General features: G+C 71.2%; 24 protein-coding genes. 17 read left to right on the forward strand and 7 right to left on the reverse strand.

Annotated features, from left to right (window positions below; genetic code table 11):
• Window positions 1–11 precede the first annotated feature (11 nt).
• Both ACIBG4_RS10075 and ACIBG4_RS10080 read left to right on the forward strand, forming a co-directional pair.
• Window positions 12–263 (forward strand): hypothetical protein, encoded by a 252-nt coding sequence (locus tag ACIBG4_RS10075; protein ID WP_397201517.1) that lies wholly within the window; start codon window positions 12–14, stop codon window positions 261–263.
• Between the two features lie 100 nt (window positions 264–363).
• Window positions 364–837, forward strand: coding sequence for a DUF2871 domain-containing protein (locus ACIBG4_RS10080; protein WP_397201518.1), 474 nt, complete (start codon window positions 364–366; stop codon window positions 835–837).
• A gap of 24 nt (window positions 838–861) precedes the next feature.
• Here ACIBG4_RS10080 and ACIBG4_RS10085 read toward each other — a convergent pair whose 3' ends face one another.
• Window positions 862–1,461: a dihydrofolate reductase family protein gene (locus ACIBG4_RS10085; protein ID WP_397201519.1), complete on the reverse strand. Its 600-nt coding sequence runs from the start codon at window positions 1,459–1,461 to the stop codon at window positions 862–864.
• Between the two features lie 214 nt (window positions 1,462–1,675).
• Here ACIBG4_RS10085 and ACIBG4_RS10090 point away from each other — a divergent pair, with 214 nt between their 5' ends.
• On the forward strand, window positions 1,676–2,695 hold the full coding sequence (locus ACIBG4_RS10090; RefSeq protein ID WP_397201520.1) for a LacI family DNA-binding transcriptional regulator: 1,020 nt from the start codon (window positions 1,676–1,678) through the stop codon (window positions 2,693–2,695).
• A gap of 22 nt (window positions 2,696–2,717) precedes the next feature.
• On the opposite strand, the gene ACIBG4_RS10095 is transcribed toward ACIBG4_RS10090, so the two are convergent.
• Entirely contained in the window at window positions 2,718–4,298 is a 1,581-nt protein-coding gene (locus ACIBG4_RS10095) for a glycoside hydrolase family 43 protein (protein WP_397201521.1), read from the reverse strand.
• 136 nt (window positions 4,299–4,434) lie between these two features.
• On the opposite strand from ACIBG4_RS10095, the gene ACIBG4_RS10100 reads away from it, so the two are divergent.
• From ACIBG4_RS10100 to ACIBG4_RS10110, 3 genes are all read left to right on the forward strand, one after another.
• Complete coding sequence (locus tag ACIBG4_RS10100) at window positions 4,435–5,796, forward strand: ABC transporter substrate-binding protein (RefSeq protein WP_397201522.1); 1,362 nt, start codon at window positions 4,435–4,437, stop codon at window positions 5,794–5,796.
• A 66-nt stretch (window positions 5,797–5,862) separates the two neighbouring features.
• Window positions 5,863–6,834, forward strand: a complete 972-nt coding sequence (locus ACIBG4_RS10105; RefSeq protein WP_310707938.1) for a sugar ABC transporter permease — start codon at window positions 5,863–5,865, stop codon at window positions 6,832–6,834.
• Complete coding sequence (locus tag ACIBG4_RS10110; RefSeq protein WP_310707937.1) at window positions 6,831–7,730, forward strand: carbohydrate ABC transporter permease; 900 nt, start codon at window positions 6,831–6,833, stop codon at window positions 7,728–7,730. Before ACIBG4_RS10105 ends, ACIBG4_RS10110 begins: the two co-directional genes overlap by 4 nt.
• A 22-nt stretch (window positions 7,731–7,752) precedes the next feature.
• On the opposite strand, the gene ACIBG4_RS10115 is transcribed toward ACIBG4_RS10110, so the two are convergent.
• Entirely contained in the window at window positions 7,753–8,679 is a 927-nt protein-coding gene (locus ACIBG4_RS10115; protein WP_397201523.1) for a hypothetical protein, read from the reverse strand.
• Between the two features lie 128 nt (window positions 8,680–8,807).
• On the opposite strand from ACIBG4_RS10115, the gene ACIBG4_RS10120 reads away from it, so the two are divergent.
• Together ACIBG4_RS10120 and ACIBG4_RS10125 are read left to right on the forward strand one after the other, a co-directional pair.
• On the forward strand, window positions 8,808–9,320 hold the full coding sequence (locus tag ACIBG4_RS10120; protein WP_397201524.1) for a SigE family RNA polymerase sigma factor: 513 nt from the start codon (window positions 8,808–8,810) through the stop codon (window positions 9,318–9,320).
• On the forward strand, window positions 9,307–10,047 hold the full coding sequence (locus tag ACIBG4_RS10125; RefSeq protein ID WP_397201525.1) for a hypothetical protein: 741 nt from the start codon (window positions 9,307–9,309) through the stop codon (window positions 10,045–10,047). Before ACIBG4_RS10120 ends, ACIBG4_RS10125 begins: the two co-directional genes overlap by 14 nt.
• 74 nt (window positions 10,048–10,121) lie before the next feature.
• On the opposite strand, the gene ACIBG4_RS10130 is transcribed toward ACIBG4_RS10125, so the two are convergent.
• The gene (locus tag ACIBG4_RS10130) at window positions 10,122–10,901 is read right to left on the reverse strand and encodes an IclR family transcriptional regulator (protein WP_397201526.1); all 780 of its coding nucleotides are present in this window, start codon (window positions 10,899–10,901) and stop codon (window positions 10,122–10,124) included.
• A 103-nt stretch (window positions 10,902–11,004) separates the two neighbouring features.
• Here ACIBG4_RS10130 and ACIBG4_RS10135 point away from each other — a divergent pair, with 103 nt between their 5' ends.
• The 6 genes from ACIBG4_RS10135 to ACIBG4_RS10160 are packed head-to-tail and all read left to right on the forward strand — an operon-like array spanning window position 11,005 to window position 17,515.
• Window positions 11,005–11,937: a 5-dehydro-4-deoxyglucarate dehydratase gene (locus ACIBG4_RS10135; RefSeq protein WP_397201527.1), complete on the forward strand. Its 933-nt coding sequence runs from the start codon at window positions 11,005–11,007 to the stop codon at window positions 11,935–11,937.
• 45 nt (window positions 11,938–11,982) lie between these two features.
• Window positions 11,983–13,557, forward strand: a complete 1,575-nt coding sequence (locus tag ACIBG4_RS10140; protein WP_310707931.1) for an ABC transporter substrate-binding protein — start codon at window positions 11,983–11,985, stop codon at window positions 13,555–13,557.
• Window positions 13,558–13,568: 11 nt separating this feature from the next.
• Window positions 13,569–14,495 (forward strand): ABC transporter permease, encoded by a 927-nt coding sequence (locus tag ACIBG4_RS10145; RefSeq protein ID WP_355438463.1) that lies wholly within the window; start codon window positions 13,569–13,571, stop codon window positions 14,493–14,495.
• A 14-nt stretch (window positions 14,496–14,509) separates the two neighbouring features.
• Window positions 14,510–15,472, forward strand: coding sequence for an ABC transporter permease (locus ACIBG4_RS10150; RefSeq protein ID WP_355438465.1), 963 nt, complete (start codon window positions 14,510–14,512; stop codon window positions 15,470–15,472).
• Window positions 15,469–16,488, forward strand: coding sequence for an ABC transporter ATP-binding protein (locus ACIBG4_RS10155; protein WP_310707928.1), 1,020 nt, complete (start codon window positions 15,469–15,471; stop codon window positions 16,486–16,488). The genes ACIBG4_RS10150 and ACIBG4_RS10155 overlap by 4 nt, the downstream gene beginning before the upstream one ends.
• Window positions 16,481–17,515, forward strand: a complete 1,035-nt coding sequence (locus tag ACIBG4_RS10160) for an ABC transporter ATP-binding protein (RefSeq protein ID WP_397201528.1) — start codon at window positions 16,481–16,483, stop codon at window positions 17,513–17,515. Before ACIBG4_RS10155 ends, ACIBG4_RS10160 begins: the two co-directional genes overlap by 8 nt.
• A 33-nt stretch (window positions 17,516–17,548) precedes the next feature.
• Here ACIBG4_RS10160 and glpK (ACIBG4_RS10165) read toward each other — a convergent pair whose 3' ends face one another.
• Entirely contained in the window at window positions 17,549–19,057 is a 1,509-nt protein-coding gene (glpK, locus tag ACIBG4_RS10165) for a glycerol kinase GlpK (protein ID WP_397201529.1), read from the reverse strand.
• 31 nt (window positions 19,058–19,088) lie between these two features.
• Complete coding sequence (locus ACIBG4_RS10170; protein WP_310707925.1) at window positions 19,089–19,856, reverse strand: IclR family transcriptional regulator; 768 nt, start codon at window positions 19,854–19,856, stop codon at window positions 19,089–19,091.
• Window positions 19,857–20,161: 305 nt separating this feature from the next.
• On the opposite strand from ACIBG4_RS10170, the gene ACIBG4_RS10175 reads away from it, so the two are divergent.
• The 3 genes from ACIBG4_RS10175 to ACIBG4_RS10185 all read left to right on the forward strand — a co-directional run bounded on the left by ACIBG4_RS10175 (window position 20,162) and on the right by ACIBG4_RS10185 (window position 24,350).
• Window positions 20,162–20,989: an MIP/aquaporin family protein gene (locus ACIBG4_RS10175; RefSeq protein WP_397201530.1), complete on the forward strand. Its 828-nt coding sequence runs from the start codon at window positions 20,162–20,164 to the stop codon at window positions 20,987–20,989.
• Between the two features lie 34 nt (window positions 20,990–21,023).
• Window positions 21,024–22,541, forward strand: coding sequence for a glycerol kinase GlpK (gene glpK / locus ACIBG4_RS10180; protein WP_397201531.1), 1,518 nt, complete (start codon window positions 21,024–21,026; stop codon window positions 22,539–22,541).
• 75 nt (window positions 22,542–22,616) lie between these two features.
• Complete coding sequence (locus tag ACIBG4_RS10185; protein WP_397201532.1) at window positions 22,617–24,350, forward strand: glycerol-3-phosphate dehydrogenase/oxidase; 1,734 nt, start codon at window positions 22,617–22,619, stop codon at window positions 24,348–24,350.
• Here ACIBG4_RS10185 and ACIBG4_RS10190 read toward each other — a convergent pair.
• Window positions 24,333–25,529, reverse strand: a complete 1,197-nt coding sequence (locus tag ACIBG4_RS10190) for an acyltransferase family protein (protein ID WP_397201533.1) — start codon at window positions 25,527–25,529, stop codon at window positions 24,333–24,335. The two genes, ACIBG4_RS10185 and ACIBG4_RS10190, sit on opposite strands and share 18 nt — an antisense overlap.
• Window positions 25,530–25,556: the final 27 nt, after the last annotated feature.

Here is a 25,556-nt window from a genome sequence, read left to right on the forward strand (position 1 = left end):
AGGGATCGACCATGCTCTCCGCCCCCTCCGTCCACCGGCGCGCACTGCTCACCTGGCTGTCCGTCTACTCGATGATCATGCTGGTCCAGCTGCTGATCGGCTCGGCCCTGGCCTCGCTCCCGCTGCCCCTGCGCACTCTGGTGCTCACCGCGATCGTGGTCCCCGTGGTGGTGTACGCCCTCGTGCCCACCCTGCTGCGCGCCCACGAGCTCCTCCGCCGCCGTCAGCGGGCCCGCGCGCCGGAGCGGCTCCGGGATCTTTGAGCCACAGGTCATGGGACGTTGCCGAACCCGTCATTGATGCGGGATCGGCCCATTCGCACAGTTGATGTGCCCCATCGGCACACCTTGAAGGACGTGACACATGCGAAAGATCCTCAACACCGCCCACCTCTACATGATCATCGGCCTGGTCAGCGGCTTCTACTACCGCGAGCTCACCAAGCTGAACGACTTCACCGGCGACACGCAGCTCAGCGTCGTCCACACGCATGCGTTCGCGCTCGGCATGCTGGTGTTCCTCATCGTCCTGATACTGGAGAAGCAGTTCGCGCTGACCTCCAGCCGGCTGTTCGGCTGGTTCTTCTGGATCTACAACGCCGGTCTGGTGCTGAGCATGGCCATGATGACCCTCCACGGGACCTTGACGGTGCTGGGACGTCCCAGCGGCGAGGCCATCGCGCTGATCGCCGGGCTGGGTCACATCCTGCTCACCGTGGGTCTGGTCCTGCTGTTCGTCACCCTGGGCAAGCTCCTGCCGGCCAAGGCCCGGCCGGACGCCGAGCCGGCTCTCCCGGACGGCCGGGCAGGCGCGACGTCGGCTCCGGGCCTCCGATGAGGCCCTCCACGACGTGCGGTCCCTCTACCGGACCACCCGGTACGTCAGGTGGGTGACGAGGCGGGTGCCCGAGGGGGCGCCGAGGGGTTCGAGGGTGAGGTCGCCGACGTCGCGGAGCAGCCGCTCGCCTCCGCCGAGGATCACGGGCGCGACGTGCAGGCGCAGCTCGTCGATGAGCCCCGCCGCCAGGAACTGGTTCACCGTCGCGGCGCCGCCCGCGACGGCGACGTCACGGTCGCCGGCGGCCTCGCGCGCCTGGGCCAGCGCCGCCTCGATCCCGCCGGTGACGAAGGTGAACGTGGTGCCGCCCTTCATCGTCACCCGCTCGCGCGGGTGGTGGGTGAGGACGAAGACCGGCGCGTGGTAGGGCGGCTCGTCGCCCCACCAGCCGTTCCAGTCCAGGTCCCAGGCGCCGCGGCCGGGGCCGAACATGTTGCGGCCCATGATGAACGCGCCGGCCGCGGTGATGCCCTCGATCTCCGCGGCGTGCCGCTCGGGCTCGTCGAACATCCACTGGTGCAGGCACTCGCCCGCCCCCTCGCCGAGCGGGTTCTCCATGCTCTGGTGCGGTCCGGCCACGAAGCCGTCGAGGGACATCGCCATGTCGCACGTGACCTTGGTCATCTCGCTGCCTCCTGCGTCTGTGGCGCCCGTCCGGCGCCGCCTTCATGGGAAGGTCGGAGCCGTCCGCCCGTTCTTCACATCCGACCGGCATCCTTTTCGGCGGACGCGCCTGCCTGAGGCTCGGAGGCGGCGTGAGACGCCCGGCGGATGTGGCACGATCGAGTCAGCACCGCCAGGCGAGCACGCCGCGGTGGAGGCGCGGGAAACGAAGGACATGAACCGGGCACCAGGCATGGTGGATGTGGCACGCGAGGCCGGCGTGTCCCACGTCACCGTATCCCGCGTCCTCAACGACCACCCCTCGGTCCGGCCGGAGACCCGCGCCCGGGTCGAGGCCGCCATCGAGAAGCTCGGCTACCGCCGCAACAGCGTCGCCCGCGCGCTCAAGAGCCGCCGCTCCTCGACGATCGGCGTGGTCCTCGCCGGGGCCGAGTTGTTCGAGCTGCCCAGGATCCTGCGCGGCGTGCAGACCGCGGCGCAGCTGGCCGGGTACTGGGTCAACCTGGCCAGCTGGCAGGGCGGCAGCACCATGGACCTGGCCGAGACGCTGCAACGGCTCACCGACCAGTCGGTGGAGGCCATCGCCGTCATCGCGGACCGGCCCCTGGTGGCGGACGCGCTGGCCGACATCGTCACCGGCGTGCCGATGACGGTGGTCATGTCCGGCAACGTGCCCAACCCGGAGCTCGGCTTCGTCGAGCTCGACCAGGAGCTGGGCGCGCGGCTGGCCGTGCGGCACCTGCTGGAGCAGGGGCATCGCCATGTCGTCCACCTGACCGGGGCGTTGCGCACCTTCGACGCGCGGGCCCGCGTGGACGGCTGGCGGGCCGCGCTGGAGGGCACGCCGGGGGCCGGCGGAGAGCTGCTCGAAGGCGACTTCACCGGAAACAGCGGCTATCGGCTCGCCCATTACCTCGTCACCCGTCCGGAGCACGAGCTTCCGACGGCGATCTTCGCCGGCAACGACCAGATGGCCATGGGCGTGCTGGCGGCCTTCGCCGAGCTCGGCGTCAAGGTGCCGGCGGACGTCTCGCTCGTCGGGTTCGACGACACCGCCGGGGCCGCCTACCTGGTGCCCGCGCTGACCACGGTCCGTCAGGACTTCGTCGGTCTCGGACAGCGCTCGATCGAGCAGCTGCTGCGGATGATGCGCGGCGAGCCGGCCATGAGCGAGCGGATCGCTCCCGAGCTGGTGGTCCGGCGCAGCACCGCGCCGCCCCGGCCCCAGCGCTAGCCGCTCTGCCCCGCCGGCTCCGTCACGCGGGGCCGTCGGAGCCGGCGGGCCGGTAGTCGAACCAGTGGACGTGCGCCCGGCCGTGACCGGCCTGTCCGTTGCCGGTGGCGTAGAGCCCCAGGAAGACCCCCACGAACCCGCCCGCGCGCTCGGTGCTGAAGAAGGGCCGCTCGACACCGGCCAAGTCGATCCACTGGCCGGCGCCGGGCTCCTTGAGACGGAAGGTGTAGCCGGCCTCGTCTCCGTCGACGGCCAGCACCGCCTCGCCTGCCGACACCGGCACCGAGGCCAGGCGGGTGCTGGTGCCCGCGTCCCGGACCGTCAGCACCGCCTGCGCTCTTCCCCCGGCGTCCACGGTGAGGGCGAGCGTGGCGTAGCGGTCCTGGCTCTGGAAGACGGCCACACCGGCTTCCTCCGCCGGACGGGTGGCGGTGAAGCTGATCCCGGTCCGCGCGTGGAAGCGGACGTGCTGCTGGCGCCGGCCGACGAAGGCCGGTACGCCGGTGGAGCTGAGCGGCTCAGCAGCGACGTCCAGGTCCAGCCCTTGCCCACCGGCCGAGGGTCTGACGCGGTCGCCGACCGGGCCGCGGAGGCTGTTCCACTCCAGGCCCAGCACCGGCTCGTCGAAGGTCACCCGGCCCGCCACCCCGGCGTCGTCCCCCTCCGGCCCGCCGGAGGCGATCGACGGCAACCGCTCCGACAGCCGGACCCCGCCCGACTCCGGGGCGAAGACGGGCCCGTGGGGGCCCCACGCGACGGGCACGAGGAACACCTCCCGGCCCAGCGTGTGGGTGCCCTCGATCGGCCGGACGCCGAGCGTCACCGCCCACGTCTCACCGTCGGGGGTGTCCACCAGGTCCGCGTGGCCGACGTTGTGGATGGGCTCGTCCGGGCCGCGATGCCGGTGCGTCAGCAGCGGGCTGCGCGGATCGGTGACGTAGGGACCGGTGACGACGCCGGAGCGCGCCGCGGTGACGCTGTGATTGCCTTCGGTGCCCCCTTCGGCGGCGATCAGGTAGTACACGCCGTCGCGTTTGTACAGGTGCGGCGCCTCCACCCACGCCCCGCGTACGGCGCCGTGCCAGAGCACGTGGGTGGGCCCGACGAGTTCGAGGGTCCGCAGGTCGAGCTCGCGCATCCACAGCTCGCCGGGGCCGCCGCCGTTCGGCTGGGCGGCGTCCCGGCAGGCGGTGAACCAGCAGCGGCCGTCGTCGTCGAAGAACAGCGACGGGTCGATGCCTTCGGCCTCCAGCGGGACGGGGTCCGACCACGGCCCGGCGGGGTCGTCTGCGGTGACGACGAAAGTGAGGCTCCCCCGCCGTCCTCTCGCCACGGTGGAGACCACGTAGAACGTGCCGTCGTGGTGTCGGATGGTCGGCGCCCAGACGCCGTCGGAGACGTCCAGCCCCTCCAGGGAGGGGCGGCCCGGCCGGTTCAGCACGTGCGTGAGCTGACGCCAACGGACCAGGTCACGGCTGTGGAAGAGGGGAATGCCCGGATAGTAGGCGAACGAAGAGGTGACCAGGTAGAAGTCCTCGCCGGCTCGGCAGATCGACGGGTCCGGATAGCAGCCGGTCAGGACCGGGTTGCGGAAGGTGAGCACGGGGGTGAGCTCCGAAGCGATGTCGGCTCTGTTACGAGCAGGGGCTTGACAGGATGACAACGTTAACATCAGGTTAGATCCCAACGCACGAACCCGGCATCCCGCCGTGATGCACCACCTGTCCGAGGAGACCGTCATGACCCCACCGACCCTCCCGCCGCCCCGTCGCCGCCGCCGCGGGATGATGCCGGCCGCCGCCCTGACGGTCGCCCTGGCGGCGTCGCTGACCGCCTGCTCGTCCGGCGACACCTCCTCCTCGGGCACCTCGGGCACCGCGGCCGCCGACGGACCGGTCACGCTGCAGGTCTGGACCTGGAACCTCAAGGGCAACGATCCGCGCGCCACGGCGATCACCGACAAGTACCACCGGGAACACCCGAACGTCACGATCAAGCTGTCGGAGGTCGGCGGGACCGCCGACACCGCCTCCAAGCTGCTGGCCGCCGACCAGGCCGGCGACACCCCCGACGTGGTGCAGGTGGAGTACCGGGGCCTGCCCGCCCTGGTGGTGGCCGGAGCCGTCAAGGACATCACCGCCGACGTGGCCGGCGCCAAGTCCGGCATCGAGCCCAACATCTGGGCCCTGACCACCTTCAACAACCAGGTCTACGGCGTTCCCCAGGACATCGGGCCGATGATGTTCACCTACCGCAAGGACCTGTTCGCCAAGTACGGCGCCAAGGTGCCCACCACCTGGGCCGAGTATGCCAAGGCCGCCGAGCAGATCCACAAGAAGGACCCCAAGGTCTACATCGCCAGCTTCGCGGCCAACCAGATCGAGTTCTTCGCCGCCCAGGCAGCACAGGCCGGCGCCCGGTGGTGGAGCAACGACGGCGACGCCTGGAAGGTCGGCATCGACGGCGAGGCGTCGCTGAAGACGGCCGACTTCTGGGAGGACCTGGTGAAGCGCGACCTGGTCAAGGTCGAGCCCCTGCTCACCCCCGAATGGAACGCGCAGGTCAACGACGGCAGGATTCTGAGCTGGGCCGCCGCCGCGTGGGCGCCCAACGTGATCCACTCGGTGGCGCCGGACACCTCCGGCAAGTGGGAGTCCGCGCCGCTGCCGCAGTGGACGCCCGGCGACCCGGCCGTCCCGTTCCTGGGCGGCTCCACGTATCTGGTGCCGGCCAAGTCCAAGCACGCCAAGGAGGCCGCGGCCTTCGCCGCCTGGCTCGGCGCGTCCGACGAGGGCTCCAAGCTGACGCTCGGCCTCGACATCTTCCCCGGCGGCAACGCGGGACGCCAGGCGACGCTGACCCACGAGCCGCCGCGGCTGATGCCGCAGCAGAAGGACTTCTACCAGGTCGCCGACCAGGTGATCAAGAACACGACCATCCCGGTGACCTGGGGACCCAACGTCAACGTGGCGCAGACCGCCTTCGGCGACGCCCTGAACACCGCCGCGCTCAACAAGACCTCCTTCCGCGAGGTGTACAAGGCCACGCAGCAGGCCGTCGTCGCTGACCTGCAGAAGTCTGGCTATACCGTGACCAAGTAGCCGTTCGCGGGCCCGGCGACCGGCCGGGCCCGCAGCGTCGGCCTCTCGACCCACCCTGGACGCCTCATGCCCGCCACCTCCACCTCGGCCGCCCCGGCCGCCACTGGCTCCACGGCCCCCGCACCGACCGGACGGCGCACGCGCATCCGCGCCGTCGCCACCCCATGGCTGTTCGCCACGCCGGCGATCGTGCTCTTCACCCTGTTCCTGATCGTCCCGATCGGTTACGCGATCTACCTGAGCTTCCGCGGCTTCCGCGTCGAAGGCGGCGGCGCGTTCGGGCGGCGCGTGCAGACCTTCGTCGGCTTCGACAACTACCTCGCCGCGCTCGGCGACCCGGGGTACGTCGCCGGGCTCGGCCGGGTCCTGCTCTACGGCGTCATCGCCATCCCCAGCGTGCTGGGCCTGGCCCTGCTGTTCGCACTGCTGCTCGACACCCCCCGGGTGCGGGCGCGCGGCTTCACCCGAACCGCGATCTTCCTGCCGTACGCGGTGCCCGGTGTGATCGCCAGCCTCCTGTGGGGCTTCCTCTACCTGCCCAGCACCAGCCCGCTCACCTACCTCGCCGAGCGGCTGCACGCCGGGCCGCTGGACTTCTTCGGCTTCCCCGCCCTGTACTTCTCGCTGGCCAACATCGCGCTGTGGTCCGGCGTCGGCTTCAACATGATCATCATCTTCACGTCGCTGCGGGCCATCCCCACCTCCATCTACGAGGCGGCCCGGATCGACGGAGCCAGTGAGCTGCAGATCGCCTGGCGCATCAAGATCCCGCTGGTGGCCCCCGCCCTCGTGCTCACCGGCCTGTTCTCCGTGATCGGCACCCTGCAGCTGTACAGCGAACCCGCCACGCTGCGCCCGATGACGACCACCATCTCCTCCACCTGGGTGCCGCTGATGAAGATCTACCAGGAGGCGTTCATGAACGACAATCTCGGCGGGGCCGCCGCCGCCTCCGTCGTGCTCGCCCTGGGCATCCTCGTCCTCTCGCTGCTCCTGCTGCGCTTCTTCCAGCGCAGGACCTTCGGGGACAACGCATGAGCGCCGCCCTGCAGACCTCGCCCCGCACCGGCGACCGCCAGTTCGACCACCGCCACCGCCCCGCCGCCCGCAGGAGGCCGCGGCTGCCGCTGATCGTCCTGCTGCTCGGCGCGCTGTACTGCCTGACTCCCGTGCTCTGGGTGGTCACCGCCGCATCCAAGACCCCGCGCGAGCTGTTCACCACCTTCTCCTTCGCGCCCGGCAGCGGATTCGCCGACAACCTCGCCAACCTCAGCGAGTACGGCGACGGCCAGTTCTGGCAGTGGGGGCTCAACTCTCTGCTGTACGCCGGCGTGGGCGCGATCCTGTCGACGCTGGTGTCGGCCATGGCGGGTTACGCCCTGGCCAAGTTCCGCTTCCGCGGCCGCGAGGTGCTGTTCTCCGTGATCCTGGCCGGCGTGCTGGTGCCCGGCATCGTCCTGGCCGTCCCGCAGTACCTGCTGCTGGCCGGTGTGGGCCTGGCCGGAACCTACTGGTCGGTGCTCCTGCCGGTCATCATCAACCCGTTCGGCATCTTCCTGTGCCGGGTCTTCGCCAATGCCGCGGTCCCGCAGAGCACGCTGGAGGCGGCACGCCTGGACGGGGCCGGCGAGGTCCGCATCTTCGGCCACATCGTGCTGCCCATGATGACGCAGGGGCTGGTGACGGTGTTCCTGTTGCAGTTCGTCGGCATCTGGAACAACTTCCTGCTGCCGTTCATCATGCTGTCGGACCAGGACAAATACCCGATCACTCTCGGCCTGTACACGTTCCTGGGCAAGGGCGCGGGCGACGGCGACCTGTACTCGCTGGTCATCATGGGCTCGGCCGTGTCGGTCGTCCCGCTGATCGTTCTCGTCCTGGTCCTGCAGCGCTTCTGGCGCGCCGACCTGCTGGCCGGCGGGCTCAAGGGGTAGGCCCTCCCCCTCTCCCCGCGCGTTACGGCAGGCTGGGCACGGCCGGCTGGGCGTCGGTCCAGCCGGCCTGGAGCACGGTCTCGGTGCTGGTCTTGTCCGGGAACGGCTTGCCGTCGATCAGAGTCGTGTGAGCCTTCGACAGCAGCAGCATCGTGCCGGTGTCGACGATCAGGTCGGTTCTGAGCCCCATGGTCTTGCCCTTCTCGACGGTGTCCGGGTAGCCGTACGAGAGGGCCGCACCGGCTCTGCCCATGCCGTCCGTCGCCTTGCCGCGGGACTTGACGCCGGGCGTCGTCAGCAGGGCCTGGTAGGCCGCGGCGCGCACCTCCTTGGGCGCCGGAATCAGGTAGAGCAGCTCGGGCAGCGCCTCGGTGACGGACATGTCCACGTTCATCTCCCGTGCGGCTCGTGCGGCCTCGGCGAGCCAGGACTTCAACCTGTTCGGGTCCGCGGGCAGTCGCTGGACCTCGTCGTACGTCAGCTTCTGCCCGGCCAGGTTGAAGGTGTTGTCTCCCCGTTCGGGGCTCACGTGGCCCTTGCCCGGTTGGGTGGACAGCGACACGGTCTGGCCGTCTGCCGCGCGGGCCCACTTGGCCGGCGAGCCGTCGCGGCGCCACGCCTTCCGGTCCGCCGCGCTCTGCGGATACGTCCCCAGCGTCCTGGACCCCACCCAGGATCTGCCGTCGGGAGCCGTCCACCGCTCGAGGAGCCCCTGCTCCACCACCGAGTAGCGGTTCCCTGCGCTGCCCAGTTGGCGCTGATGCGTCTCCTTCCACAGCACCTTCCTGTGCCAGTAAGCCCCTCCAGGGGGAGCCGACGTGGCGGCCGTGAGTCGCATCTCCGGTGCCCTGGCGGGGCCGGGCAGGCCCACCAGGGCGGCGGCGCCCAGCGCGGCCAGGCCGGCACTGAGGGCGATCAGCCGACGGACCGGTGCGGTCGCGAACTTCATGCGTTCCTCCAGAGATCAGAAGTGACGAACCTCAATACGCCTGGGCCCGCTCGGAGGTTGCCCGAGGCGGAGGGCAACGGTCAGGGCCGCCGAGGCGTATTAGGAGGCGTGAAACGGGACAGACAGCCGTGAGCGGCGAGGAGCACAGTTTCGGCGAGTTCGTGGCCGCGAGAGCCACGAGCCTGCTGCGAGTGGCCTATCTCGCCTGCGGGAACGAGGCAGAGGCAGAGGATCTCCTCCAGACGGCGCTGGAGCGCACCTACAAGAACTGGGACCGGGTACGGGCCGACAGCCCCGAGCCCTACGTACGCCGCGTCATCGTCAACACCGCCATCAGCCGGGCCCGCCGCCGGAAGATCCTGAGCATCATCCCGACGCGCGTCCTGCCGGAGACGCCGGCGCGCTCGGCCGACGTCGACCTGCGCCACGTGCTCATGGACGCGCTGCGCGACCTGCCTCCCCGGCAGCGCGCGGTGGTCGTCCTGCGCTACTGGGAGGACCTCAGCGAGGCGCAGGCCGCGGAGGTGCTCGGCTGCTCGGTCGGCACGGTCAAGAGTCAGGCGTCGAAGGCGCTGGCCAAGCTCCGTACGGCGCTTGGCGAGGAATCCATGGAAGGAGTGATCGGCAATGCCCGCGCTTGAGGACCAGCTCCGCCAGATCATGGCGGACGAGACCGCGAAACTGCACGCCGCACCGGACCTCGCCTGGCGGGTCATGCGGTCCTCCCGGCGGAGAAGGGGACGGGGCAGGATCGCGGCGGTGGCCACGTCGCTGGCCGTCGCCGCGGCGGCGCCCCTCTATCTGACGGTGGCCCCGGGCGCCACGCAGGCGCCCGCCGCCCACGAAACGGCCTCGGCCTCGGAGGCGCCGGCCGAGCCCGCCATCGACGACACCCCGGCCGCGCCGTCCGAGCCCCCGAGCCTCGGTGACCTGGGCGACGGGAAGGCGTTCGGGCGGGTCAAGGTGGGGTACCTGCCCGACGGCCTGCAGTGGTCCCACTGGTCCGTGGACTACGGTGACGCGTACACGACCTCGTGGAACTACGACGGCGACAAGCACGGCTTCTACTGCGTCCAGATCTATGTGTACGAGGACCAGACCGTCCAGGAGATCGACGACCGGGTGAAGGCGCACCGTGACGAGGGCGAGGGCGAAGAGGTGACCGTCGGCGACCGGACGGGATACACGGTCGTCCAGGGGGTGGGCGAGGACGGCGGGAAGGGTACCCCCACGCTCTTCCTGAACATGGGCGAGCGGCGGCGGGCCGAGATCATGTTCAGCCCGATGTACGTCAAGAAGCTCGACGGCCCCGAGGCCGTCGCCCGCGAGCTGAAGAAGATCGCCGAAGGACTCACCGCCGCCGACTAGGGGCGCATCGCCTCCGGGGCCGGCTGGATCCGATCCCGGAGGCCCGCAGGCCCTGGAGGCGTCGCGACCAACGATCAGCTGGTGATGCGCGTCCGGGCACGGAGCAGGGAGGCCACGATCACCTCCTCCCGCTCCGGGCTGAGGCGGACGAGGGGGATGGAGCAGCTCAGAGCCTCGTTGGGGACCGCGGAGCCGAAGTGCAGCGCGACGGCGAAGCAGCGCAGGCCGATGGTGGACTCCTGCTCGTCCACGGCGTGGCCGCGGCGCCGGATCTCCTGGAGCTCGCCGCACAGCGCCGCGCGGTCGGTGATCGTGTGGGTGGTGCGCGGCTCCAGGGTCTCCGGCAGGAGCTCGTCCACCTCCTCCCAGGGACGCTCGGCGAGGATGGCCTTGCCGAGGCCGGTCGCCCATGACGGCAGCCGCCGGCCGGGCCGGGAGACGACGGCCAGGGAGTGCCGGGAGATGTTGGTGGCCAGGTAGACGACCTCGGATCCGTCGAGACGTGCCAGGTGCACGGTCTCGTCGAGCTCGGCGTTCAGCTCGTTCATCACCGGCTGCGCCCGCTGGACCACGTCGTCCCGCTCGACGTACGCCGCCCCGGCGCGCAGCGCTCGGATGCCGATCCGGTAACGGCCGACGCCGTCGGTCTCCAGCCATCCCGTGTTGACCAGGGTGGTGAGGAGCGCGTAACCGCTGGCCCGGGGCATGTCCAGCGCGGTGGACACGTCGCGCAGCGAGCACGCCTCCTTGGCGGAGCTGAGGTATTCGAGCACGGCGATGGTCCGCTCGGCCGATTTGACGCTGCGGACGCCTCCTCCGGTCTCGGGGGGGCCGGTCGATGCATTGGGGGACATGATCCCCATCTACACCCCTCTTGACGTTTATGGAAACACCAACTTAATGTCTCGGCTACAAATATAGATGCGGTCTCCATATGTAGACAAGAGGTAGCCGTTGATGTCCTCCACCGTCCCGCGGGTCGCCGCCACGCTGACCGGTCTGCTCGCCTTCCCCGTCACTCCGTTCACGGAGTCGGGGGACGTGGACCTGTCCCGTTTCCGATCCCACCTGACCGACGTGCTCGACGCGAAGCCGGGTGCGATCTTCGTCGCCTGCGGGACCGGTGAGCTGGCATCCCTGACCGCCACCGAGCACCAGGCGGTGGTGAGCGCGGCCGTCGAGCACGTCGCCGGCGCCACCCCCGTGCTCGCCGGCGTCGGCGGCGGCACCCGGACGGCCGCGGAGTTCGCCCGTGCCGCGCAGGCCGCCGGGGCCGACGGCGTGCTCGCGCTTCCGCCGTACCTCCAGGTCGGTCCGCAGGCCGGGCTCGTGTCCCACTACCGCGAGGTGGCCGCCGCCACGGACCTGGACGTGATCCTCTACCAGCGCGGCACCGCGATCTTCTCGCCCGAGGCGGTGGCCGAGCTCGCCGAGGTGGACAACATCGTCGCGCTGAAGGACGGGCACGGCGACATGGAGCTGCTCCAGCTCATCCAGATCGCCACCGGCGGACGGCTCCCCCTGCTCAACGGCATGCCGACCGCCGAGGTCTTCGCCCGCTCCTATGTCGGTCTCGGCGCCCGCGCCTACTCCTCGGCGGTGCTGGCGTTCCTCCCGGAGGTCGCCGTCGCGTTCTTCCAGGCGTTCGAGAAGGGCGACGAGGCGACCCAGGACCTCCTGCTGCGCGAGTTCTACGCCCCGCTCGCCGAGCTGCGCCAGACCACTCCCGGCTACGCCGTCTCCCTGGTCAAGGCCGGGCTGGAGATCCGCGGCCGCTCCGCGGGACCCGTCCGCGCGCCGCTGGCCCAGGTCACACCGCAGCACCGCGAGCAGCTCGCCCGCATCATCGACCGCGGGCTCGCCGCCCTCAGCGCGACGCCCGTCGCATAGCACGTCGCCTGCCCGGCACCGGCAGCAGGCGTTTTCGGAGGAACCATGACCACAACACCGCGCGTGTTCAACACCCCTCACCGCCGTCAGGCGGCCTCAGCCCTCCTGGCACTGGGCACGATCCTGTCGGCCGGCGCCTGCTCGGTCGCGAACAGCGACCCGGAGCCCTCGTCCGGAGCGGCGGCGGCCACCGTCCGCATCGTGCTGCCCGAGGAGCCCCCGACGCTGGAGCCGTGTGACGCCTCCCTCACCGCCACCGGGCGTGTCACCCGGGCCAACATCACCGAGGCGCTCACCGAGCGCGACCCCAGCACCGGGGCGCTCCAGCCGGCGCTGGCCACGGAGTGGAAGCAGGACTCGCCGACCGAGTGGACCTTCACCCTGCGCAAGGGCGTGAAGTTCCACGACGGCACCGCGTTCGACGCCAAGGCGGCGGCCTTCTCCATCGACCGCACCCTCGGCTCCAAGATCGACTGCAACGTGAACGGCTACGTCTTCGGCGGCATCAAGCTCACGGCGACGGCCGTGGACGACGCGACGCTCAAGGTCAAGACCGCCAAGCCCGACCCGATCCTGCCGCTGCGGCTGTCGTTCGTCGAGGTCGTGCCGACCACCACGAGCACCACCGGCAAGGTCCGCGAGCCCGTCGGCACCGGCCCGTTCAAGCTGGCGAAGTGGGACACCGGCCGCAGCCTCCGCCTGGAGCGGTTCGCCGGCTACTGGGGCAAGGCCCCCGAGTTCGCCGCCGCCGAGTACGTCTGGCGTACCGAGGGCAGCATCCGCGCGGCCATGGTCAAGAGTGACGAGGCGGACGTGGCCATCGGCCTCGCCCCGGAGGACGGCGCCGGCGACTCGGCCGTGCAGTTCCCCAACAACGAGACCTCCTACCTGCGCATCGACGCCACCAGGCCGCCGCTGAACGACATCCGCGTGCGCCAGGCGATCAACTACGCCATCGACCGGAGCGGCCTCGTCGCCTCGGTCTTCGCCGGGCTGGGCAAGCCGGCGGGACAGCTCGTCCCCGAAGGCGTGACCGGACACAGCACCGCCATCCAGCCGTGGCCGTACGACATGGCCCAGGCCAAGAAGCTGATCGCGGAGGCCAAGGCGGCCGGCGTCCCCACGGACACCCCCATCAAGATCATCGGCCGGAACGGGATCTACCCCAAGGCCGCCGAGGCGATGGAGGTCGTGCAGAACTCGCTGATCGAGGCCGGGCTGTCGGTGAAGATCGAGATGCTCGACGTGAACGCCTGGCTGGAGTACCTGCTGCGCCCGTTCCCCAAGGACCCCGGCCCCACCCTGCTCCAGGCCCAGCACGGCAACCAGGCCGGTGACGCGGCCTTCACGATGGGCCAGATCTACGGCAGCAAGGGCGCCCAGAGCAGCTACGGCACCGCCGAGCTGGACAACCTGATCAACACCGCCGAGCAGGCCTCCGCGGAGGAGCGCCAGGCGGCGTTCGCCAAGGCGCTGGAGTACCAGAACAAGGAGGTCGTGCGGGACGCGGTCATGGCGCACATGACCGGCATCCTCGCCCTGTCGCCCAAGGTCTCCTACAAGCCCAACGCGGCCACGAACGACGAGATGCGCCTCGCCGACATGCACCCGGCCGGCTGAGAGGAACGCGTGTGCTGACCTTCCTGCGGCGTCGCATCGTCTCCAGCGCGATCCCGCTGGTCATCGTGGTCCTCGGGGTGTTCTGCCTGGCGCGTCTCACCGGCGACCCGGCGAACCTCTACCTGCCGCTCAGCGCCACGCCGGAGATGCGGGCCGAGTTCTCCGCCCGGCACGGGTTCGACCAGCCGCTGCTCGTCCAGTTCGGCGAGTACCTGGGCCAGGTCGTACGGCTGGACTTCGGCGAGTCGCTGCGGACCGCGCAGCCGGCGGCCGAGGCCGTGCTGCGGGCGTTCCCGGCGACGCTGCAGCTCGCGGGGGCGACCATGATCCTGGCGATCCTGGGCGCCGTCGTCGTCGGGAGCTGGGCGGCCTACCGTCCCAACTCCGTCGCGGACCGGGTCGCCAGCTTCACCTCGACCACCGCGGCGAGCATGCCGGACTTCTGGTTCGCCATCATGGGCGTCCTGGTCTTCGCCGTGGCCCTCGGCTGGCTGCCCACCTCGGGCACGGAGGGCGCGGCGGCGTGGGTGCTGCCCGTGCTCACCCTGCTGATCCGGCCGTTCGGCGTGCTCGTGCAGGTGGTGCGCGGGGCGATGGTCACCGCGCTGTCCGCGCCGTACATCAAGGTGGCGCGGAGCAAGGGCGCGGGCGAGATCCGCGTGGTGTTCGGCCACGCGCTGCGCAACGCCGCCCCTCCGGCGCTGACCGTGGCCGGAGACCTCACGGTCGGGCTGGTCAACGGGGCCGTGGTCGTCGAGACGATCTTCGGCTGGCCGGGCATCGGCAAGCTGATGATCACCTCGATCCTGCAGCGTGACTTCGCGGTGCTGCAGGCCGCGGTCCTGGTGACCGCGCTCACGATCTTCGCGCTCAACATCGTCATCGACGCCTGCTACGCGATCCTGGACTCCCGTGTCCGCCAGGGCGTGACGACATGACCAACGGAGACCTCATGTCCACGACTCAGGCCGGGCCGGAGCGGCCCGCCGAGACCCCCGCCGCGGGGCCCGCCGCCGTCCGGCGGGTCACCTGGTGGCGGCTGCTGCTGCGGGACCGGTTCGCCTGCGTGGCGGTGGTGATCCTGCTGGTCGTGGCCGCGTGCGCCATCATCGGGCCGATCCTGCTCGGCGACCTGGCCACCCGGCAGAACCTGCGGGCGGTCAACCGGCCGCCGTTCAGCCTCGACGACGGCTTCGCGTTCCTGCTCGGCAGCGACTCGCTCGGGCGCAGCGTGCTGGCCCGGCTCATCGTGGCCAGCCGCACGACGCTCTCCGTCTCGGTCCCGGCCGTCCTGATCTCGCTGGTCATCGGGTCGGTCTGGGGCATGTGGGCCGGTTACCACCGCGGCCGGCGCGAGAACGTCTCCATGCGGATCGCCGACGTCATCCTCAGCTTCCCCTCGCTGCTGCTGGCCGTGGTCGTGCTGTACGTCTTCTCGCCCAGTGCCATGAACATCGTCCTGGTCCTGGCCGTCGCCCGCATCCCGATCTACCTGCGGGCCGCGCGGGCGGAGTCGGCCGAGCTGCAGAGCCGGCTGTTCGTCGACGCGGCGCGGACCTTCGGCACCGGCAGCTGGGCCATCATCGGCCGGCACGTGGCGCCGACCGTGCTGCCGACCCTGTTCACCGTCGCGACCCTGGACTTCTGTTTCGTGATGCTGACCGAATCGTCGCTGAGCTTCCTCGGCATCGGCATCCAGCCGCCGGACATGAGCTGGGGCCTGATGGTCGCCCAGGGCCGGCAGGTCCTCCAGAGCGCCTGGTGGATCGCCGTCTTCCCCGGTCTCGCCATCGTGGTGACCACCGTCTCGGCGACCGTCCTCGCCTCGTGGGCGCGGCTGGCCATGGACCCCGGACAGCGGTGGCGGCTCACCCTGCCCCGCTCCCGGCGCAAGATCAAGGAGGTGCGGGCGTGAGCGAGTCGAACGGCACGGCGATCGCCGCCGCGAAGCCGGGACGGCCGGTGCTGGAGGTCGACGAGCTGGCCGTCGACATCAGGACCCCCGCCGGGACGGTCCGCGCCGTGCGCGAGGTCAGCTTCTCCGTCCGCTCCGGCGAGACGCTGGCGCTCCTGGGCGAGTCGGGCTGCGGCAAGAGCATGACGGCGCAGGCCATCGTCGGCCTCCTCGACCCGGTGGCGCACGTCGCCGGCGGCGCCGTGCGCCTGGACGGGACCGACATCCTCACCCTGTCGCCGGCACAGCGCCGCAAGCTGGCCGGTCCCGGTCTGTCCATCGTGTTCCAGGACGCGCTGACCGCGCTGAACCCCGTGCAGACGGTCGGCGCCCAGCTCGCCGAGCCGTTCCGGATCCACCAGGGCCTGTCGCGCCGCGCGGCGCGGCAGCGGGCCGTCGAGCTGATGGAACGGGTCGGCATCCCCGAGCCGGGCGCCCGCGTGAGCGCCTATCCGCACCAGTTCTCCGGCGGCATGCGGCAGCGGCTGCTCATCGCGCTGGCGGTGGCCCTGCACCCCAAGGTGCTGCTGGCCGACGAGCCCACCACCGCCCTCGACGTCACCGTGCAGGCCCAGATCATGGAGCTGCTGCGCGAGCTGCGCACCGAGCAGCAGACGGCGCTGATCCTGATCACCCATGACCTCGCGGTGGTGGCCGAGCAGGCCGACCACGTGGCCGTCATGTATGCGGGCGCCGTCGTCGAGACCGGCCGGGTGGCGGACGTCTTCTCCAGCCCCCGCCACCCCTACACCCGCGGCCTGCTGGACTCGGTGCCGGCCGAGGTGGCGCGCGGCACCACCCTGAAGTCCATCCCGGGCAGCCCGCCCGACCTGCACTCCGTGCCCTCGGGATGCGCCTTCCGCGCGCGCTGCCCGATGGCCGGCGACGTGTGCGCGGAGCAGCGCCCTGTCCTCGTCGAGACCGGCCCCGGCCGTCTGTCGGCGTGCCACCACTGGAGGGAGCTGACCGATGACTGAGCCCGCCACGCCCACCCTCGCGGCGAAGGAGACGGCCGTTCCCCTGCTGGAGGTGACAGGGGTCAGCAAGTCCTTCCACGTGGCCCGCGGCGCCTCCGGCCGCAACCGGCTGCGCGCACTCGACGGGGTGGACCTGCGGCTCGGGCACGGCGAGACGCTGGGCCTGGTCGGGGAGTCCGGCTGCGGCAAGTCGACCCTCGCCCGGGTGCTGCTCATGCTGGAACGCCCTGACCAGGGCACTGTCCGGTTCGAGGGCGTGGACCCGTTCGCGCTGCGCGGCAAGGAGCTGCTGAAGTGGCGGCGCCGGGTGCAGATGGTGTTCCAGGATCCGTTCGCGTCGCTGAACGCCCGGCTGTGCGCCGAGGACATCGTCGGCGAGCCGTGGCGCACGCACCGTGACCTGGTGCCGGTCAAGGAGCGCGGCAAGCGGGTGGCCGAGCTGCTCGACATGGTGGGGCTGCGGGCGAGCGACGCGCGCCGTTATCCGCAGGAGTTCTCCGGAGGCCAGCGCCAGCGGCTCGGGATCGCCCGCGCGCTGGCGCTCGAACCGGACGTCATCGTGTGCGACGAGCCGGTGTCGGCGCTGGACCTGTCGGTCCAGGCGCAGGTGCTCAACCTGCTCACCGACCTCCAGGCCCGGCTCGGGGTGTCGTACGTCTTCATCTCCCACGACCTGTCCGTGGTCCGCCACGTCGCGGACCGCGTCACGGTCATGTACCTCGGCAAGATCGTCGAGACCGGCCCGACGGAGCAGGTCTTCGACCGGCCCCGCCATCCCTACACCGCCGCGCTGATGTCCGCGGCGCCGGTGCTCGACGTCAGCCAGGGGGCGCGGCGGGAGCGGATCCTGCTCAAGGGCGAGGTGCCCTCCCCGCTCGACCCGCCGTCGGGGTGCCGGTTCCGTACCCGCTGCTGGAAGGCGGAGGACGTCTGCGCCCAGGACGTGCCGCCGCTGGAGCCGTCCCTGGGCGAGCCGCTGCACGCGGCCGCCTGCCACTTCCCGCTCCAGGAGGCGCCCGCCAGGTGAGCAGGCCGGGTGAGCGGGCCGGGTGAGCGGGCGTCAGTGGTGCGGGCGCATCCAGCCGAACGTCCGCTCCACGGCCCGGCGCCAGTTGTCGTACTCCTCGTCGCGGCGCTTCGGGTCCATGGCCGGCAGCCACTGGGCGGCGCGGTGCCAGTTGCGGCGCAGGCCCTCCAGGTCCGGCCAGTAGCCGACGGCCAGCCCGGCGGCGTACGCGGCCCCGAGTGAGACGGTCTCGGCCACCATGGGGCGGACGACCGGGACATCCAGCACGTCGGCGATGTACTGCATGAGGAGGTTGTCGGCGGTCATGCCGCCATCGACCTTGAGACCGCGCAGGTCGAGCCCGGAGTCCGCGTTCATGGCGTCGACGACCTCGCGGGTCTGCCAGGCGGTGGCCTCCAGGACCGCCCGCGCGAGATGCCCCTTGGTGATGTAGGACGTGAGCCCGACGATGACGCCGCGGGCCTCGCTCCGCCAGTGCGGGGCGAACAGCCCGGCGAACGCCGGCACGATGTAGCACCCGCCGTTGTCGTCCACCGTCTTGGCCAGCGTCTCGATCTCCGGAGCGCTGTTGATCAGGCCGAGACCGTCGCGGAACCACTGCACCAGCGCCCCCGTGACGGCGATCGGCGCCTCCAGGGCGTACACCGCCGGCTCGGCGCCGACCTGGTAGCCGACGGTCGTGAGCAGCCCGTGGGTGGAGCGGACCGGCTCGTCGCCGGTGTTGAGCAGCAGGAAGCCGCCGGTGCCGTAGGTGCACTTCGCCTCGCCCGGCGCGAAGCAGGTCTGGCCGAACAGCGCCGCCTGCTGGTCGCCCAGCGCGGCGCCGATGCGGACGCCGGGCAGGACGCGGCTGGCCACCCCGTACGTCTCGGTCGAGGGCCGGATCTGCGGCAGCATGGCGCGCGGGACGCCGAAGAAGTCGAGCAGGTCGTCGTCCCACTCCAGCGTGGTCAGGTCCATCAGCAGGGTGCGGCTGGCGTTGGTGACGTCGGTGAGGTGCAGGCCGCCGCCGGGGCCGCCGGTGAGGTTCCAGATGAGCCAGGTCTCCATGGTGCCGAACAGCACCTCGCCCCGCTCGGCGCGCTCCCTCAGCCCGGGGGTCTCGTCGAGCAGCCAGCGCACGCGCGGGGCGGAGAAGTAGGTGGCCAGCGGCAGGCCGCAGCGTTTCTGCACCATCGAGGAGTCGGGACGGGCGGCCAGGTCGTCGACCAGCGCGTTCGTCCGGGTGTCCTGCCACACGATCGCCCGATGGAGGGGCAGGCCGGTGCTCCGGTCCCACAGGAGGGTGGTCTCCCGCTGGTTCGCGATGCCGACGGCCGCGAGCTGGTCCAGGCCGACCCCCGCCTGGCGGAGCGCCGCGGGGGCGATGCGCTCCAGGTTGCGCCAGATCTCGACGGCGTCGTGCTCGACCCACCCGGGGTGCGGGAAGTGCTGGCGATGCTCGCGCTGGGTCACCGACACCAGGCGTCCCTGCTGGTCGAAGATGATGCACCGGGTCGACGTCGTACCTTGGTCGATGGACATTACGTAGCGCGCGGCCATGGCGTTCACCTCGGTATGTATGAGTTAGGTGTCACCAGCGCGAGGCACCGAGGTCCCGGGAGACCGCGCGTGCGGCGTCGCGCACGAACGTCACCAGGACGGTGTTGGGCTGGCCTTTGGCGTCGCATATCCGTTCGACGGCGCCCGAGATCCCGATGGCTCCGACGACGAGTCCGCCGTGACCGCGGATGGGAGCGGCGATGGCGGCCTCGCCGACGGCCATCTCCTCCACCTGCGAGGCCCACCCGACCTCGCGGATGCCCGCCAGGCTGCGGGCCAGATCCCGGGGGGCGACGATGGTCCGGCGGGTGTACGCCTCCAGCGGCCCGTTGCCGAGGGCGGCGCTCGCGCCGGAGTCGAAGGCCAGCAGCACCTTTCCGAGGGCGGTGGCGTGCATCGGCATCAGCGAGCCGACGTCGAGGGTCTGCAGGGTGTCGTCGGGACGGAAGACGTGGTGCACCACGAGGACCTGGCCGTCGAGGACGGTGCCGATCTTGACGGATTCGCAGCTCCGCGCCGCGAGCGCGTCCGCCCAGTTGATCGCGCGTGAGCGGAGCTCGTTGACGTCCAGGTAGCTCGTGCCGAGGTGGAGCAGGGCCGCGCCGAGCTGGTACTTGCCCGTCGCCCCGTCCTGCTCCACGAAGCCGACCAGTTGCAGGGTGCGGAGCAGTCCGTGGGCCGTGCCGCGGGGCAGCCCGAGCGAGGTGGCGATCTCTCCCACGCCGAGTCTTCCCGAGCTGCGCGCGAGGAGGCGGAGGATGGCGGCTCCTCGCTGGATGGACTGCACTGGACCAGGCACGGCATCGAGCCTAGCCCTCTGCGGCCGACGTTCGACAATGTCGGCAGTGGTCAAGAAAAAAATTACACATATCACCTCATACAGGGCGCGATGTGCGCTGCCCCATAGCATCAGACCATAATCCCGCATGTCATAGCTGACTAGTGTTCGACATTGTCGGCACCATGTCGTTGACGCTGTGGTTTTCCTCACTTAGCTTCCAAGTCATCCGTGAGGTGGTGGTCGCCTCACCGGACTTCATGCCTTCGGCGGCATCCGTTCCTGCCCGAGGACGGCGATGTGGCCGGGCACTTCGAGGAGGAGACATGGCGGAACGGTTGAAGGCCCGTACCATGCTCGGCGAGCTGGCCGCCGAGTTCGCGGGCACCCTGATCCTCATCCTGTTCGGCGTCGGTGTGGTGGCCCAGGTGGTCGCGGGCGGCTTCGGGGACCACGACAGCATCGCGTGGGCCTGGGGGCTCGGCGTGACCCTGGGCGTCTACGTCGCGGCGCGGATCAGCGGCGCGCACCTCAACCCGGCCGTCACCATCGCCATGGCCGTGTTCAAGGGCTTCGAATGGCGGAAGGTGGCGCCGTTCGCGCTGGCACAGATCGCGGGGGCGTTCGTGGCAGCACTCATCGTCCGCTTCAACTACGCCGAGGTGCTGGCCAAGGTCGATCCTGGCCACACCGTCAAGACGCAGGGCGTCTTCTCCACCCTGCCCGGCAACGGCGTGCTTCCGGTCGGGACCTGGGGCGCCTTCCGCGACCAGGTGATCGGCACCGCGATCCTGCTGTTCCTGATCCTGGCCGTCACCGACGTCCACAGCACCCCGCCGCTCGCCAACCTCGCGCCGTTCATCATCGGCCTGATCGTCGTCGCCATCGGCATGGCCTGGGGCACCAACGCCGGGTACGCCATCAACCCGGCCCGCGACCTGGGGCCACGTCTGGCGTCGTTCATCACCGGGTATCACACGGCCTGGCGAGACCAGTACGGACAGCTCTATTTCTGGGTGCCCATCGTGGGGCCCATCATCGGCGGTCTGCTCGGCGCCGGCCTCTACCAGCTCCTGGTGGGACGGTTCCTGCCGATCGCGGAGGGCCCCGAGCCCGGCCGGGTTCCGGAGAAGGACTCGCTCGAGAACGCCTGACCACCACCCCATCCCGTTGAGGAGGCACGATTCCATGCCGGACTTCGTCGGAGCCGTCGACCAGGGAACGACGAGCACCCGCTTCATGATCTTCGATCACGGCGGCAGCGAGATCGCCCGCCACCAGCTCGAACACGAGCAGATCCTGCCGCGCGCCGGCTGGGTCGAGCACAACCCGACGGAGATCTGGGAGCGCACCCGGGCGGTGATCGAGACCACGCTCACCAAGGCGAATCTCGTGGCCTCCGACCTGGCCGCGCTCGGCATCACCAACCAGCGCGAGACCTCCGTGGTGTGGAACCGCGCCACCGGCCGGCCGTACTACAACGCCATCGTCTGGCAGGACACCCGCACGGACAGGATCGCCTCGGCGCTGGACCGCGACGGCAGGGGCGACGTCATCCGCGCCAAGGCCGGTCTGCCGCCCGCGACGTACTTCGCCGGCGGCAAGATCCAGTGGATCCTGGAGAACGTCGAAGGGGTGCGCGAGGCGGCCGAGGCCGGCGAGGCGATCTTCGGCACCACCGACACGTGGCTGCTGTGGAACCTGACCGGCGGCACCGACGGCGGGCGGCACGTCACCGACGTGACCAACGCCAGCCGCACCATGCTCATGAACCTCGAGACCCTCGACTGGGACGACGAGCTGCTGTCGTTCTTCGGCATCCCGCGGCAGATGCTGCCGAAGATCGTGCCCTCCTCCCACGCCGAGGGGTTCGGGCACACCCGCGCCGACGGCCCGCTGCGCGCGGAGATCACGCTCGGCGGCGTCCTCGGCGACCAGCAGGCCGCCACCGTGGGGCAGGTCTGCTTCGGGGTCGGCGAGGCCAAGAACACCTACGGCACCGGCAACTTCCTGCTGCTCAACACCGGCACCACCCCGGTCCACTCCAAGCACGGGCTGCTCACCACGGTGTGCTACCAGTTCGGCCAGGAGGCTCCGGTGTACGCGCTGGAGGGCTCCATCGCGGTGACCGGCTCGGCCGTGCAGTGGCTGCGCGACCAGCTCGGCATCATCTCGGGCGCCGAGCAGAGCGAGTCCCTGGCCCGGCAGGTCGAGGACAACGGCGGGGTGTTCTTCGTGCCCGCCTTCTCCGGCCTGTTCGCCCCGTACTGGCGCTCCGACGCCCGCGGCGCGATCGTCGGCCTGTCGCGCTACAACAACAACGCGCACATCGCCCGGGCCACCCTGGAGTCCATCTGCTACCAGAGCCGGGACGTGGTCGAGGCGATGCGCCAGGACTCCGGCGTCACCCTCGACGTGCTGCGGGTGGACGGCGGCGTCACCGCCAACGACCTGTGCATGCAGATCCAGGCCGACGTCCTCGGCGTCCCCGTCTCCAAGCCCGTGGTGGCGGAGACGACCGCGCTCGGCGCCGCCTACGCCGCCGGGCTCGCCGTGGGCTTCTGGAAGTCCACCGACGAGCTCAAGCAGAACTGGCAGGAAGATCGCCGCTGGGAGCCCACCTGGTCGCAGGACCAGCGCGACGCGGGCTACGCCACCTGGAAGAAGGCCGTCACCCGCACCCTCGACTGGGTCGACGTCGGCTGAGCCGCACGACCGCCCGGACCGTGGCCCCGCACGCCCATGCGGGGCCGCGGCCCCGGGCCCGCACGATTCTCTGAGATGAGGAGCCTTACTGTGACATCTGTACCGCTGGGACCGGCGTACCGCGCGGAGACGCTGCGACGGATGGGCGACGACGAGTTCGACGTCCTGGTCGTGGGCGGCGGCGTCGTGGGCGCCGGCGCGGCGCTCGACGCGGTGTCCCGTGGCCTTTCCGTCGCGCTCGTGGAGGCCCAGGACTGGGCGGCGGGCACGTCGAGCCGGTCGAGCAAGCTCGTCCACGGCGGTCTGCGCTACCTGGAGCAGCTCGACTTCAAGCTGGTCAGGGAGGCCCTCAAGGAACGCGGCCTGTTGCTGACCAGGCTCGCGCCCCACCTGGTGCGCCCGGTGCCGTTCCTGTTCCCGCTGCGGCACCGGCTGTGGGAGCGGCTCTACGTCGGCGCGGGGATCGCCCTCTACGACATGCTCGACGGCGGGCGCGTCCTGCCCCGCCACCGCCACATGAGCCGGCGCCGCGCGCTGGCCGCCGCGCCCTCCCTGCACCCGGAGGCGCTCATCGGCGCGGTGCAGTACTACGACGCGCAGGTCGACGACGCGCGGTTCGCGATGACGCTGGCGCGCACCGCCGCCGGGTACGGGGCGGCCGTCGCGACCCGGACGCGCATGACGGCGCTGGAGCGCGACGGGGCTCGGGTCACCGGCGCCCGGGTGCGCGACCTGGAGAGCGACCGCGAGATCGTCGTGCGCGCCCGCCAGGTGATCAACGCCACCGGCGTCTGGACCGACGAGACCGCCCAGCTGGCGGGCAACGAGGGCGGCCTGCGCGTCCGGGCGTCCAAGGGCGTCCACATCACCGTTCCGCGCGACCGGATCACCCTCCACACCGGCCTGATCCTCCGTACGGAGAAGAGCGTGCTGTTCACCATCCCGTGGGGACGGCACTGGATCATCGGCACCACCGACACCGACTGGAACCTCGACAAGGGCCGTCCCGTGGCCAGCCGGGCCGACATCGACTACCTGCTCGACCACGTCAACCAGGTGCTGGGCACGCCGCTCACGCACGAGGACATCGACGGCGTGTACACGGGGCTGCGGCCGCTGCTGGCCGGGGACGCCTCCGACACCGCCAAGCTGTCCAGGGAGCACACGGTCGCCCGGCCCGCGCCCGGCCTCGTCGTCATCGCCGGCGGGAAGTACACCACCTACCGGGTCATGGCCAAGGACGCCGTGGACGTGGCCGTACGGGAGCTGGACGCGGCCGTGCCGCCGTCGGTGACGGACCGGCTGCCGCTCCTCGGGGCGGAGGGGTACGAGGCGCTGCGGAACGGCCGCACCCGGCTCGCCGCGCGCGCCGGCATCGACGTCGCCCGCGTCGAGCACCTGCTCGGGCGCTATGGCTCGGCCGTCGAGGACCTCATCGGGCTGATCGAGGCGGACGCCTCGCTCGGCGAGCCCCTGACCGGGGCGGCGGACTACCTCCGGGCGGAGGCGGTGTACGCGGTCACCCACGAGGGGGCGTTGCACCTGGAGGACGTGCTGGTGCGCCGTACCCGCATCTCCATCGAGGAGCGTGACCGGGGCATCGGCGTCGCGTCCGAGGTGGCGGAGCTCATCGCGCCCGTGCTCGGCTGGGACGAGGAGGACATCAGGCGGGAGACCGACCGCTACCGGACGACGGTGCACGCCGAGATGTCGGCGGAGCTGCAGCCCGACGACCTGTCCGCGGTCGCCGCCCGCGAGGAGATCTTCGACGGGGCCGGCCCGCTCGAATCCTCAGCGGGCCGGCTCTGACGAGCCCCCGCGGGCCAGGCGCCGGCCGAGACGCTGCATGGGCTGCTCGATGAGGCGATGGGTGAGGCGGCTGGCCGGCAGGATCAGCAGCAGGGCGGCCGCCACGGTGGCCAGCTGGTGCGGCAGGGGGGACCAGCGCCGCTCCCCCAGGATCTCCATCATCACGAGGAGGATCGGGAGATGCGTCAGGTAGAGCGAGTAGCTGATGCCCCCGAGCCAGGTCAGGGGGCCGGGCAGGCGGCGGGCGCGTAACGCCATGCCGCCGGCGAAGGTGGCGGCGGCCAGGGCGATCGTGGTGATCCACACGTCCGGTCGCACCCACCACCAGCCCGCGCTGATCGCCCAGATCGGGACGGCGGCCACGGCGGCCAGGGTGAGCGCGACCGGCCACAGGGAGCCCGAGCCGCGCTCCCACCGGTGGATCGCGGTGCCGGCGAACATCACCGCCAGCATCGCCAGCCCGAACCACGGCACCCGGCTGCTCAGCAGCGGCAGCGCCAGCCCCATCACCCCCAGGACGCAGGAGGCGAGCGTGGACAGCCGCCCCGTGAGCACGCACGCCATCCCGGCGGCGAAGACGCCGAGCGAGATCCACGCCGGCCACGCTCCCGACAGCGGCGCCGAGGACATGGTGACGCCGGCCACCAGCGCCGCCGCGCCCAGCACCACCGCGATCAGGCCACGGCCCGCGTGCGCCCCGACGGCGAACAGGGCGGCGACCACCAGGTAGAAGACCATCTCGTACGACAGCGTCCACATGGTGTTGACGACGCCGCCGACACCGACCACGTCCAGCAGCATCGTGGCGTGGGCGGCGGCCGCGTGCGGCTCGCGCGGCACCTCCTGGCGGACGGGGATCCACCATGACAGGGCCAGCATCAGCCCCAGGACGGCGAGGTAGAGCGGGTAGAGCCGGAAGAAGCGGCCGATCCAGAAGGCGCGCACGTCGCCGCCGCGCTCCAGCGAGACCGGGATGATGTACCCGCTCACCATGAAGAAGACCAGCACGCCGTAGACGCCGAGGTTGAACTGCGTGGGCCGCAGCCACGGCATGGACCAGGTGAGCAGGTGCTCACCCACCACGGCCAGCGCGCCGACGCCACGCAGCGCGTCCAGCCAGGCGAGCCTGCGGGTCACCGGCCGGATCGCCTCGGAGGGGGTGGCTGGGGCGAGTGACATGTCGCCAAACGTACCGAAATGCTGAAG

The organism is Nonomuraea sp. NPDC050383 (genome assembly GCF_044459125.1).
Lineage (GTDB): Bacteria > Actinomycetota > Actinomycetes > Streptosporangiales > Streptosporangiaceae > Nonomuraea.